This is a genomic window from Paenibacillus sp. LRG-1, assembly GCF_057220305.1.
Genome location: NZ_CM170126.1, coordinates 1,603,474 through 1,615,767, shown reverse-complemented (window position 1 = coordinate 1,615,767; position 12,294 = coordinate 1,603,474). Strand labels below are relative to the sequence as shown.

Sequence of the window (12,294 nt, the reverse complement as noted above, 5' to 3'; positions counted from 1 at the left end):
GCACCCCTTCATAAAAAATCGTTAAGAGCGTTACTTGAACATCATCAGATATCTTCTAAATCCAGCCTTCTTTTCCTATCAAAAAAACCCCGCATCCTCATATCAGGACACAGGGGCCACGTTAGCGCAGATCGTGCGCAGGCGGCAGCTTCTTTCCGCATGGACAGTCACTGCGAACACGTCATCCTTTCCTCGAAGGACTATGGTGACAGGCGGACGGGCAGGTATCCTGACTTATGGTAAAATGCATGTCCTGAAATTCTTTCATATGCTTAGTAGCACATAAAGCAGGACTAACGGGCATGTTTCCATTTACAGTGGCGGGACCGCGCCGGACTCACACCGACTTCCCTTTTAACAGCGCAGGCAAGGGAAACCATAGTTTCATCACGCTGCGCCGACCTCGTCTGCTGGATATTTGATAAGTGGTAGTCAAGCCGTTCTTTTACTTGATGATTATAGGTTAAAAAGAGGCGGCTTACAACCCAAACAGCCTCTTTATCCGCAGGTGTCTAACCTAATGAGGAAGCATTTCTGCTATGTAATTGTGCCGTCCTGCCAGCCTCAATTGAATCCTAAATGCTTCTCCCGGCTTCGGATTCAAACTCCAAAAATCATGGCCCGGTATCAGCATGCAAGCTAACTGACGAATTACGCCACCATGCGTAACGACCAAAACAGAGGGTGGCGCAGCAGTCAAATCCATGGGTTGAACTTCCATAGCAACACGCCATTCATACAGAGAGTCAAGAAATTTCCGTAGACGATTCACAAAATCTGCCCAAGACTCTCCTCCAGGAGGGGTTATCCGTTGCGGCTCATCAATCCAAGCGCGATACAACGACACATCCTTGAGCATGTCATACGTTTTTCCATCCCACTCACCAAAATGAAGCTCTCGCAGACGTGGTTCCATCATAGGAGACATAGTAGATAGGGAACCTCCAGACGTCAATTCTGATTCCGGCACAATGATCTGCAAGGTCTGGCGACATCGCATTAAATCGCTGCAATAGATTCGAGCAAAGGACTGCCCTTGCAATTTTTCTTGCAAAGGCTTTAATTCCTGCTCTGCTCCCGGTAGCAAACCTAAGTCGGAGTGTCCTAGATATCGACGTTCCTTGTTCCATAAGGTTGTGCCGTGACGAACTAACACAAGTTCCATGTCCCAATGCAGATCTTCTTTAGCATCATACGGCACCTTATCCTCCTGTGAGTTCGGACTTTGTGCGTATTCTACTGTCCTTTTTGCTGCTATATCTTGTTTCAAGATCATGTCACTTCCTGCTCGATCATTATTCAGTGTGTCACTCCTCACCGCACCCATCCCAAGGCAAAACAACCTGCGGCTCCTAACAAACACAATCCTACAAACATACTGGACACGGCGAACATCAGCTGGATCGTATGCCGTATATCTTTCGACTCTAGCGGTCGTATCCAATCGCCCATGTATGCACGAAAGGAGCGCACGCCATGATACACATTATAGCCTCCAAGACGAATCCCCAGTGCACCAGCAACAGCCGATTCCGGGAAGCCACTGTTCGGGCTTGGGTGCAGACGAGCGTCTCGCTTGACTGTGCGCCAGCTTCTTGCAGCATCTCGCTTGTACATCCACGCCGCTACCACAAGCATTGCCGCTGTCAGACGTGCCGGAATGTAGTTAGCGACATCATCCAGACGTGCTGAAGCCCAGCCTAAATGCAGATACTTTTCATTTTTATAGCCAACCATGGAATCGAGCGTATTCACAGCACGATAAGCCAGCGCCAAGGGTGCTCCCCCGATCAGGGCATAAAAAAGCGGGGAAATAATCGCGTCCACGATATTTTCAGCGACCGTTTCAACCGTACCGCGTACAATCTCAGGCTCATCAAGCTGTTGCGTATCCCGCCCAACTATCATGCCCAGCTCCCGCCGTGCCGCAGACAGGTCATCCGCCTGCAACGCTCGGTATACTGCCATTCCTGCGTCCTTTAGTCCTTTGGAAGCAATCGTTGTCGCAATCAGCACCATTTCTACGCCGACAGACAACCACGGATGAATCCAGGCAAGCAAGTGCAATAGCGCCCAGGCGAGCGTAAAGGAGCCTCCCGCCACAATGAGTGGAAGCAGTATACCCGCACGTTTCAACCCCCGGTCACTTCGGGCCTGGCGGCGAATCGCTTTTTCCAATGCTGAAATGGCATGTCCCATACCGATGACTGGATGTGGCAACCACCTCGGGTCACCGATCAGCCTGTCCAAAAGATAGGCTGCCAGGATAATCAAGCTAACTGTCACGCCGCTGCTCCTCCTCCAGCACTTCACCCAATACAGACAGCAGCCTGTCGTTGGCTTCTGCATCCTTGACCGCAATCCGAAAATGGCTCGTCGTCAGCCCCGGATACATAGCACAGCTACGTATAAGAATTCCGCGTTGTCCAAGCGCCTGCTGAATCGCCGATGCGCTCCACGTACCCGGCGCCCTTGCCAGCACGTAATTGGCTTCGCCGGGAACAACACCGCAGCCCCATTCCGCCAAGGCGGTCAACAGGCGGTTGCGCTCCGTAGCAATCAGCTCCTGTGTTTGGTGCTCATATGCTTGCCCACTTCTCAAACACGCCTCCCCAGCCAGCAACGCCAATCCATTCACACTCCAGGTCACCTGTTTGGCCGTCATTCGCCGGATATAATCTGGATGAGCAATCGCATAGCCCAATCGCAAGCCAGGAATGGCATAAAATTTGGTCATTGACCGGATCAAAATCACATGAGGATAACGATCCAGCACAGGCAGTAGTGAGATTCGCCGTTCCAGCGGGATAAAATCAATGAATGCTTCATCCACCACCAGCACGGTACCCGTTTTGCCAGCCGCTTCTGCCAGTTCGCACAGCTCCTGCTTACCATATTGCACACCGTTTGGATTATTCGGCTGCCCAAGAAACAAAACATCTACCTGCTCCATGAGCTGAAGGATGTCCTCCACGTCCGCCTTCCATTGAAGCGAGGCCTTCCCGTACACCCGGTTGACCTCAGCTCCGAATTTGCCAGCCAGCTCCGCATATTCTGAAAAACACGGCTCCACTGTACCCACACGCTTAGGAGCCAGTCCCAATAGCAGGAGCGCCATACTTTCAGCCGCTCCGTTTCCGATACTTAACGACTCCGGTGGAACATGCAGTCGCCGTGCGAGCATATTTTTAAAATTCCGATGCCCAGGATCTGGATAGCGAATCACAGTGTCAAATGAGTGTTGCAGCGCCTCAAGCACCTCCGGTGGTGGACCAAGCGGATTAATATTTGCACTAAAATCTACAAAATCCGCAGCAGCTCCGCCGAATGTCGCTGCAGCTGTTTCCCTGTCCCCGCCATGACCGTAAACCTCTATCATTACCTCTCATCCTTTCCGGCCGTTTCCAATCATTTAGCTCCATTATGAGGCTGCTTTTTGCGTCCCGTCAATGCAAATGAGCTTTTGTGTACATGGCTCACTTGGGTTACAATAGAAGGAGGCACACATAAAATTACACAGTTTGTATATACGGAGGAATGGACATGCTGTTCATCGACAACCAGGGCATACACGATCCAGCCATTAATCTTGCCATTGAGGAGTACGCGCTCAAGCATCTTCCGCTGGACGACAGCTATCTGCTGTTTTACATTAATCAGCCTTCTATTATTATAGGCAAGCATCAAAATACCATTGAAGAAATCAATGCCGAGTTTGTCAGAGATAACAATATTCAAGTCGTTCGTCGCCTGTCCGGCGGCGGTGCTGTATATCATGACCTCGGTAATTTAAATTTCAGCTTTATTACCAAGGATAACGGGGAGTCCTTTCATAATTTCCTCAAATTTACGCAACCCGTGATTGATGCTCTGCGCCAAATGGGAGTAGAAGCTGAAATGACAGGCCGCAACGATCTACAGGTCGGAGAACGTAAAATTTCAGGAAACGCCCAATTTGCCACACGCGGACGGATGTTCAGCCACGGTACATTGATGTTTAACCTGAATCTGGACAATGTGGCTGCATCGTTGCATGCCAATCCCGAAAAATTCAAATCCAAAAGCACTAAATCCGTCCGCAGTCGCGTGGCTAACATCAGCGAACTGATGGACCGTGAGATGACCATAGAGCAATTTCGCGAGGAACTGCTGCGTTTCATATTCGGTGCAGAATTGGATCAGGTACCTCAATATAAGCTCACCGATACCGATTGGGCCAAAATCCATGAAATATCCAAAGAACGCTACCAATCGTGGGATTGGAACTACGGTCTATCCCCCGAGAGCAATATCAAGCACACACGTAAATTTCCGGTCGGCATTATTGATATCCGCATGGATCTTAAGGAAGGCTATATCCGTGATATTAAAATCTATGGGGATTTCTTCGGCGTGGGTGACGTTGCTGATATTGAAAATATCCTGCGTGGCAAGCGCTATGATGAAGGTGAGGTACGTCAAGCCTTATCCTCTCTCGATTTGAAGCACTATTTTGGTAATATTGAGCTGGACGATTTTGTTGGACTTGTATTTTTGGAAGACTAACCGTTACTTTTTCCCATCGTTTCAAGCCAATACTTCAGTGGTTATAAGGGGACAGGCTCTTATAGGGGCCGTCCCCTTTTCATTGCGATATTGTCATTTTGAATATTATAAGATACAATTTTAACATTGCCCCATGATAGAGATAAAGGAGAGAATACCGATATGTATAAATTAATTGCCATTGATATTGATGATACACTCATTAACGACCAGAAAGAAGTTACACCGGCGACACAACAGGCATTAGAAGCTGCTGTAGCGAAAGGTGTGGTGGTTACCCTCGCTACTGGACGAGCTTATGCCTCCGCACACAAAATTGCTCGACAAACTGGTTTGAACGTGCCAATCATTACGTACCAAGGAGCTTTGGTTAAAAACCTGCTGGACGAAAACGTGCTGTATGAGCGTTATGTTCCACTCGTGGCTGCACGTCGCCTGTATGAATTCTGCGTAGAACGCAATCTGCATCTGCAAACGTATATAGATGACAAATTGTACACACGTGAAGATAATCAGAAAATCAAAGATTACACAGAACTGAACAACACGGAATATTTTGTAGAGCCTGTATTCAGTAAAGTTATAGAGCAGCCGGCTCCTAAACTGCTGATCATCGACGAGCCGGAAGTGTTGGATGAATTAATTCCTGAACTTCGCGAACTGCTTGGCAATGAAGTTCACATTACAAAATCCAAGCCTCATTTTCTGGAAATTATGCATCATGAAGGCACCAAGGGCCATGCGCTTACCTTCCTTGCAAACCATTTTGGCTGTGAACTGTCGGAAACGATTGCTATCGGCGACTCTTGGAACGACCATGAAATGCTTGAATGCGCTGGTCTCGGCATAGCGATGGAGAATGCCATTCCTGATTTGAAAAAGCTGGCTGATTATATCACTCGTAGCAATAACGAAGACGGTGTTAAGCACGCCATCGACAAATTCGTACTCAATGTTGAATAAGCAAAAAGTGCCTGCTCCCATAATACTTAAATAAAGTAATACAACAACAAAGCCTCCAAACGTCGCATGATCAGTAACATACGACAGTTTGGAGGCCTTTTCTGTCAGATCATATAATAACCTGACCGCTATAAAATATCAGGCAGCAGAACGTACCTTGCGCCTGTTCACCAGACGGATAATTCCATTGTTCATAAGGATTAGTCCGGTCACAATGAGCAGCACCCCAGCCAGCATCCACCAGCTTACATGCTCTCCATACAACAACGCTCCCAAGCCCACCGCAATCGGCGGTGATATATACAGCCACGTCGTCGGAAACAGGGGATTTGTACGCTCCATGAGCCAGTAGAACAGTGTATGTGCAATCATTGAACCAAACAGGATCAGATAAAGTAAAGACCCCATGGCAGGAAGGTACTGCCACCCCTCAGAACTCCACGGTTCCGTGATCGCAGACAGTAACAGCAGCATCCATCCCCCATGGATCATTTGCGCCGCATTCAGGGCAATTGGGTTCGTTTCACGAAATACATCCATCACTCGCTTGGAATAAAGAGCTCCCCCGGAATAACACAGCTCCCCCAGCAAAATGACAAGGCATCCCGCCAGCCACAGACCACTGATCTGAACCGCCAATCCGGGCAGCACAACCAGTACCACACCAAGAAAGCTGATCATGCAGCCAACGACCGTAATCCGTGACGTTTTTTGCCGTAGCAGTACAGATTGCAAAATGACGATCATCATCGGCCCGGTAGCTGACAAAATAGCTCCGATCCCCGAGCTGACATATTGCTCTGCCCAATACAAGGCTGAAAATGTACCGAAGGTCGTTCCTGCTCCAATCAGCAACATTTCCTTACGCCATAATAACGACCATCGTACTTTTCCGGTCAGCTTCATAGCAATGAACAATATCGCCCCTGCCGCGAAAAAACGTACACCTGCCGATAGGAATGGTGGAAGTCCGGCTTCCACTCCCACTTTTATGGCCAAAAACGTTGTGCCAAAAATAAGACACATTACTGTAAACGCGATACCTATCATGATACGTCCCTCTCCCTTCAGTTGCTTTTAAGCATACAGGGGGACGAACAGAACAGATGTATAACTACAGAACAGTTGTATACGTTTTTAAAGTGCTATATAGTACAATACACAGAAAGGAGCGTGGACAGCATGGGTAAGAACAACAGCGAACTACTCTTTCCAGCCGATCATGCCTTAAAGCTGTATGAGCAGGTTATCCATTATGTAACTGTGCGGATTGATCGCGGGGATTGGCAAACAGACATGAAGCTGCCGTCCGTACGAAGCTTGGCTCAGGAGCTGGGTGTACATCGGCTAACTGTTTTCCGGGCATATCAGGAGTTGAAGCAACGGGGACTGGTCTATGTAAAAGACAAATCAGGATATTACGTTCATGCTTCCCAAGCGACTGGGCATGCAAAATATGCTGGCTACTCGGGACATTCGTCCATTGACCTCACGATTCACTCCGAATCTGCCCATGCGGCAGATGATCCGTCAGTTTCAGCCTGGAGAGGAATGGATGGACTTAGCCGCGTTCAATCGGTAAATGCGAATTTCCAGTTTTCCAAAGCGCTGATTGACCCCTCTCTCCTGCCCAACCGATTTTGGGGAGAGCTGATGATGCAGGTATTTGAAAAGCATCCAAAAGTAGCGGCCACCTATTCCGCTGTACAGGGCGATGCCGAGCTTCGGGAGGCCATGGCGCAGCATTTTAGCGTGGATAAGCATTTTGCTTTATCACCGGATGAAGTGCTGATTACCTCTGGAGCACAGCAAGCCATTGATTTAATTGCCCGATCTCTGCTCCGTACAGGAGACCGTGTATTGATCGAACGCCCTGCCTATGGCCCCGCTATGGAAATATTCCGTAGACTAGGCGCACGTCTGACTATGACTGATATTCGACCAGAAGGTTATGATATGGACCAGATTGAGTGGTGCATGAAAACGGAAAAACCACGCCTCTTTTATATGAATCCAACATTCCACAACCCGACGGGCTTTACGGTCCCCGATGAGCAGCGCAAACGACTGCCTGAACTAGCCGAGCGCTATGGCTGCCTTATTGTTGAGGATGACAGCACCTATGACATTAGCTTTGGGCAAAAGCCCCCTTCTCCGATTTTCGCCTATGATGTTTCGGGAAGCGTCGTCTACATTCGAAGTTACAGTAAATATGTCGCACCCGGTCTACGAATCGCAGCCGTGACCTGCCGACCACAGCTCATGAACAGCCTGCTGAACGTCAAAGCGTTAGTGGACAATGGATCGCCACTGCTGAATCAAAAGCTGTTTTTAGAATACTTTCAATCTCCACGTATGCAGCAGCATATTAAAAAGCTATGTATCGCGCTCCAGATTCGTAAGGAAACGATGGAAGACAGTCTCCGCGACTCCGGTTGGACGTGGACCAGCCCGGCAGGGGGACTCAACCTGTGGCTCCAGCTGCCTTCTACGTTGAAACCTAATGAATTACTTGCCAAAAGTTTACAAGAGTCCGTATCCTTTGTCACCGGCAATGTGTTTGATCCCATCGGCGCAGAGGGTAAAACGCATATACGGCTGTCTTATTCATACGCCAACGAGCTACAAATCAAAGAAGGAATCTCCACACTTCTACGTATCAGTCGAACGATGTAAAGGTAAAGGGCACCTTTATTCTAACGGCAAACTCATGCCGGTGTGTGCCAAGCTAATCCCTTCCAGAAGCCCATAGTTGCGTGTGACATCCACATCATGGGACATATGTGTAAATACCGTGCTTTCAGGCTTAAGCCTTCCTATAAGCTCCTGAGCCTCCAGCATGTCATATACGGAACGGGTGGCATACTCGGCCTCCTCATGATAAAAACTCGTTCCCAGGACGAGCAAATTCAGATTGTGCAAGGGCAGAATTTCCGCCTCATTCAAGCCAATCGAATCCGAACAGTAAGCCCACGAGAAGCCGTCCTTTTCCAGACGATAAGCGTAGGCATATCCGTTCTTCCCGTGATTCACACGCCATCCCCGGATATTCCATCCGCCAAGTTGGGCTCCCTGGTCTACTGGAATAAGATCCAAGTTTCCAGAGAGCCAGGAAAATTGACGCAAGATCGTGTCAATCACTTCCTGTGGCGCGTACAAGCGACCTCTGTTCCCAGTCCAGCGACAGGCATCTGCCCATTCTGGTAATCCTCCAATATGGTCAAAATGTGCATGTGTCACAAGGATCGTAGGGATAAAACGCAGACCGCGCAATTCTAGCTGTCTGCGCCAGTCCGGGCCACAATCAATCATAAAGTCCTCCGTCTCGCTTTCGATCAGCACAGACGATCTCAATCTTACATTCGCCCCTGTCGTGCGAGCTTCTGTGCATACGAGACAATCACAATATACACGCGGAACCCCCATTGCATCCCCCGTGCCAAGAAAAATAAGCCGATTCATGGTTTAACTCCTATCTATATGGGTCTTTTTACTACTATTATAACGAACAGACCGATTCTACGTAAATCATCTGCGTAAATCCTTCCAGCGTCCAACGCCAAAAGGAGCATGCCCAAAGCCGTGAAATCCGGCTAGACATCCCCTCATGCGTGATCGTATTTATTTTTAGATGATGATAGGCATTGGATCTTCCTTCAGGCGGTTTTCCACCATCCAGCTGGACTGGTCATTATAGAGATAGGCTCGATGCACCAACACTCGCACCTGCTGACCAGGTTCCAGCGTAGACTTCTCCAGTGAGCGGTATGTCATGAGACGATGATCCCCGACCTGTACTTCAACCATCCACTCACTTCCACGAAAATGCAAATGCTTCACTATGCCTTCCTCGGTCGCCGACAGAAGCGTAAATTCCTCGCTTGGCCCGACATCAATATACTCCGGACGGATCAAGGCACGTGTTCCCACTCCAGCAGCTTCTTCGAAGCCTCTAAGACTGCCTGCCTGTTCAATCACTGTAGATTCCCCAATAAAGGAAGCCACGAACGGGGTACCCGGTTTTTTATAAATATCCCAAGGCGTTCCTTTCTGCTCCAGTCGTCCCTGATTAATCACCATAATTTCATCCGCTACTTCAATCGCCTCATCCTGATCATGGGTGACAAAAATTGAAGTAATGCCCACCCGCTCAATCAACTCTCGCAGCCAGGTGCGCAGCTCCTGACGAATCTTGGCATCAATAGCCGCAAAAGGCTCATCCAGCAGCAACAGTTGAGGCTCTGGTGCCAAAGCACGCGCAAAAGCAACCCGCTGTCGTTGTCCACCTGACAACTGATGCGGATAACGATGCTCAAAACCTTTGAGCCCCGTTAGTTCGACCAACTCTGTAACCCGTTCCTTGATGCGGGTTTTGGAGCTTTTTTTCACTTTCAGGCCAAAGGCAATATTGTCGTAGACGCTCATGTGCTTGAACAAAGCATAGTTTTGAAATACAAATCCGATTCCACGTTCCTGCGGGGACAGCTCGTTTACCCTTTTTCCATGAAAATGAATTTCTCCTGCATCTGGTTGCTCCAGACCCGCCAATATGCGAAGAATGGAGGTTTTCCCCCCACCGCTTGGACCGAGTAAGCCAATAAGATGGCCCGCCTGAATATCAAAAGATACGTCCTTTACTGCATGAAAATTACCGAAATGCTTGTTTAATCCTCTTACTTCCACATGCATATCCGTACACTTCCTTTCCGCTTCTGGACCTGTTCAGGCACAGCAGCAGCCTTGCTTACCGCAAAGCACGTACCTCATTTCAAACATTTAATTATTCCAATGCATATACTTTGTTTTTTCTTATGTGATACTTTATCAAAGGAAAGTAATTTTCGTCAACTCTATATATTATCTTAGGAATTAAAAGGGTAAAGTATTAAGAAGAAAGGAGATGGAGTCATTGCTGCATACTTTAGAATTATCCACTACACGGCGAGATGAAATGCGCGATATTACACGAGAGGTTGCTTCATTGATTGAAAAAAGCGGGGTACAACAAGGAACCGCACTTGTTTATTGTCCACACACGACAGCCGGCATCGCCATTAATGAAAATGCAGACCCAGATGTCAAACATGATGTGATGTTAAGACTAGATGAAGTTTATCCGTGGGAGCATCCCCAATATCGCCATATGGAGGGAAATACAGCGTCCCACTTAAAATCCATTACGACAGGCCCCTCACAAACGATCATCATCCATGATGGAAAGCTGTTGCTCGGACGATGGCAGGGACTTTATTTTTGTGAATTCGACGGACCACGCAGACGCCAATACCATGTAAAGATCATGGAGGGCTAAAGGACCGGGTAAAAAAAACAGACCATGATGTTTTCCTGCTGGATGCATCATCGTCTGTTAAATCCTTAGTCGCTTTCGCAAAGTACCGTAATGATAAGTCACCGTCATGAAGTGCATACACCCAGAAAAGCGCCCTACATGTTCATGGCTGAAGCGTGTGAATGCAGGTACGCTCATAGGTGTCTGCACAGCAGCTTTACATGTGCTAAAGCAGCGGGCCTAATTTCTTCAAATGTTAAACCGTCCTGAATATAAAAGGATACAAAGCCATGCATGGATAAAAACAGGCTTTTCGGTACCCTTGAGCAATCTTCCTCCGAGTGCCCCTGACCACTCAATTCTTGACGGATCATAGACGCAAATAGTTCCACACAACGGTTTTGCTCTGTGCGACAGTATGCAAATAGTTCTTCATCGTGCATCATGAACATAATTTCGTACTGATATGGATTTTCCAAACCAAAACGGATAAATTCCAGCATCAAGTACTCCAGTCTGCTCAAGCCATCATCAGACGTACCTGTTGCTGCTTGCAGTAGAATCCCACGCAATGTATTAAAATCTTCAATCACAATGGCATAGAACAGTTCAGCCTTCTCTTTAAAATGATAATATAACGAACCATGACTGTAACCCAGATGCTGGCCAATGCTGCGCATTGAAATCGCACGGTAGCCCTTGGTAATAAACAAGTGCCTGGCCGCTTCCAGAATCCGCCCTCTTGACAACTCCTGTTCTACTGCTCTTCTAGCCATATTATTTATTCCCCTTCAATAAAGTAAAGCTGCTCTCCCTCCGACACAAGCGATTGCCCCTGCGTCAAGTCTGTTATCCAGTTGCTGAAGGATTCCGCATCACCAGCCAGCGGCAGACAGGTTAAGGTAACTTTATCCGTAAACATTGTTTCTCCAGTGCGGATGCTGCGATTGCGTAATTCATTTTCCACTTTGCCCAACCAGGTATAATCCAATTCTACAAAAACTTCGCGATGCAGCACACGCGTAATTGCATCCCCTGCCTCGATTGCTGCAACAGCACCATCTGAATATGCGCGAATCAGACCGCCTGCTCCCAGCAAAATCCCACCAAAGTAACGGGTAACAACAATAGCGACATTTTTCAGCTTCTGGTTGCGGATCACCTCCAAAATAGGCTTTCCAGCCGTACCACTCGGTTCTCCGTCATCCGATTGCTTTTGGATTTCGTCTCTTTCCCCAATCATGTAAGCAGAACAATTATGGGTAGCGTTCCAATGCTCTTTTTTGATACGTTCTATGAAAGCAGTTGCTTCTTCCTCAGTTTGAACAGGCTGAATATGACCGATAAAACGGGATTTTCGGATCACAATTTCCTTGTTGCCGGCACCGCGTACGGTTCGGTATTGTTCCAACATACACGTATAACCTTCCTTACTTCATTTTACAAGAAAGCAGTCCCCCGCTTCTGGCAGCTGGTGAACTGCTTTCCTGTACTTT

12 protein-coding genes and 1 riboswitch are annotated in these 12,294 nt (G+C 48.0%); of the genes, 4 read left to right on the top strand and 8 right to left on the bottom strand.

The window, feature by feature from the left end; translation table 11 throughout:
- Positions 1-202 precede the first annotated feature (202 nt).
- A riboswitch (cobalamin riboswitch) is annotated at positions 203-396 on the bottom strand.
- Positions 397-517: 121 nt separating this feature from the next.
- The 3 genes from ACUUJN_RS07105 to cobD are packed head-to-tail and all read right to left on the bottom strand — an operon-like array spanning position 518 to position 3,379.
- The gene (locus ACUUJN_RS07105) at positions 518-1,276 is read right to left on the bottom strand and encodes a histidine phosphatase family protein (RefSeq protein ID WP_370671146.1); all 759 of its coding nucleotides are present in this window, start codon (positions 1,274-1,276) and stop codon (positions 518-520) included.
- A gap of 38 nt (positions 1,277-1,314) precedes the next feature.
- Positions 1,315-2,286, bottom strand: a complete 972-nt coding sequence (cbiB, locus tag ACUUJN_RS07100) for an adenosylcobinamide-phosphate synthase CbiB (protein ID WP_484669457.1) — start codon at positions 2,284-2,286, stop codon at positions 1,315-1,317.
- Positions 2,276-3,379 (bottom strand): threonine-phosphate decarboxylase CobD, encoded by a 1,104-nt coding sequence (gene cobD, locus ACUUJN_RS07095; RefSeq protein ID WP_053324909.1) that lies wholly within the window; start codon positions 3,377-3,379, stop codon positions 2,276-2,278. The genes cbiB and cobD overlap by 11 nt, the downstream gene beginning before the upstream one ends.
- 164 nt (positions 3,380-3,543) lie before the next feature.
- On the opposite strand from cobD, the gene lplA reads away from it, so the two are divergent.
- Entirely contained in the window at positions 3,544-4,545 is a 1,002-nt protein-coding gene (lplA, locus tag ACUUJN_RS07090) for a lipoate--protein ligase (protein ID WP_023987643.1), read from the top strand.
- Positions 4,546-4,707: 162 nt separating this feature from the next.
- Positions 4,708-5,508 carry a Cof-type HAD-IIB family hydrolase gene (locus tag ACUUJN_RS07085; RefSeq protein ID WP_023987642.1) on the top strand — a complete coding sequence of 267 codons (801 nt, stop codon included), beginning with the start codon at positions 4,708-4,710 and terminating at the stop codon, positions 5,506-5,508.
- 138 nt (positions 5,509-5,646) lie between these two features.
- Here the strand turns inward: ACUUJN_RS07085 and ACUUJN_RS07080 are convergent, their stop codons facing one another.
- Positions 5,647-6,558 carry a DMT family transporter gene (locus tag ACUUJN_RS07080; RefSeq protein WP_013309297.1) on the bottom strand — a complete coding sequence of 304 codons (912 nt, stop codon included), beginning with the start codon at positions 6,556-6,558 and terminating at the stop codon, positions 5,647-5,649.
- Positions 6,559-6,690: 132 nt separating this feature from the next.
- Between ACUUJN_RS07080 and ACUUJN_RS07075 the strand changes: the two genes are divergently transcribed.
- Complete coding sequence (locus ACUUJN_RS07075) at positions 6,691-8,184, top strand: aminotransferase-like domain-containing protein (RefSeq protein WP_053324907.1); 1,494 nt, start codon at positions 6,691-6,693, stop codon at positions 8,182-8,184.
- A 15-nt stretch (positions 8,185-8,199) separates the two neighbouring features.
- Here ACUUJN_RS07075 and ACUUJN_RS07070 read toward each other — a convergent pair whose 3' ends face one another.
- Both ACUUJN_RS07070 and ACUUJN_RS07065 read right to left on the bottom strand, forming a co-directional pair.
- Positions 8,200-8,970 carry an MBL fold metallo-hydrolase gene (locus tag ACUUJN_RS07070; protein ID WP_023987639.1) on the bottom strand — a complete coding sequence of 257 codons (771 nt, stop codon included), beginning with the start codon at positions 8,968-8,970 and terminating at the stop codon, positions 8,200-8,202.
- A 165-nt stretch (positions 8,971-9,135) separates the two neighbouring features.
- The gene (locus ACUUJN_RS07065; RefSeq protein WP_023987638.1) at positions 9,136-10,197 is read right to left on the bottom strand and encodes a sulfate/molybdate ABC transporter ATP-binding protein; all 1,062 of its coding nucleotides are present in this window, start codon (positions 10,195-10,197) and stop codon (positions 9,136-9,138) included.
- Between the two features lie 220 nt (positions 10,198-10,417).
- On the opposite strand from ACUUJN_RS07065, the gene ACUUJN_RS07060 reads away from it, so the two are divergent.
- The gene (locus ACUUJN_RS07060; RefSeq protein ID WP_023987637.1) at positions 10,418-10,819 is read left to right on the top strand and encodes a secondary thiamine-phosphate synthase enzyme YjbQ; all 402 of its coding nucleotides are present in this window, start codon (positions 10,418-10,420) and stop codon (positions 10,817-10,819) included.
- Between the two features lie 173 nt (positions 10,820-10,992).
- Here the strand turns inward: ACUUJN_RS07060 and ACUUJN_RS07055 are convergent, their stop codons facing one another.
- Positions 10,993-11,574: a TetR/AcrR family transcriptional regulator gene (locus ACUUJN_RS07055; protein ID WP_023987636.1), complete on the bottom strand. Its 582-nt coding sequence runs from the start codon at positions 11,572-11,574 to the stop codon at positions 10,993-10,995.
- A gap of 5 nt (positions 11,575-11,579) precedes the next feature.
- Positions 11,580-12,212, bottom strand: a complete 633-nt coding sequence (locus ACUUJN_RS07050) for a YigZ family protein (protein ID WP_023987635.1) — start codon at positions 12,210-12,212, stop codon at positions 11,580-11,582.
- Between the last annotated feature and the right edge of the window lie 82 nt (positions 12,213-12,294).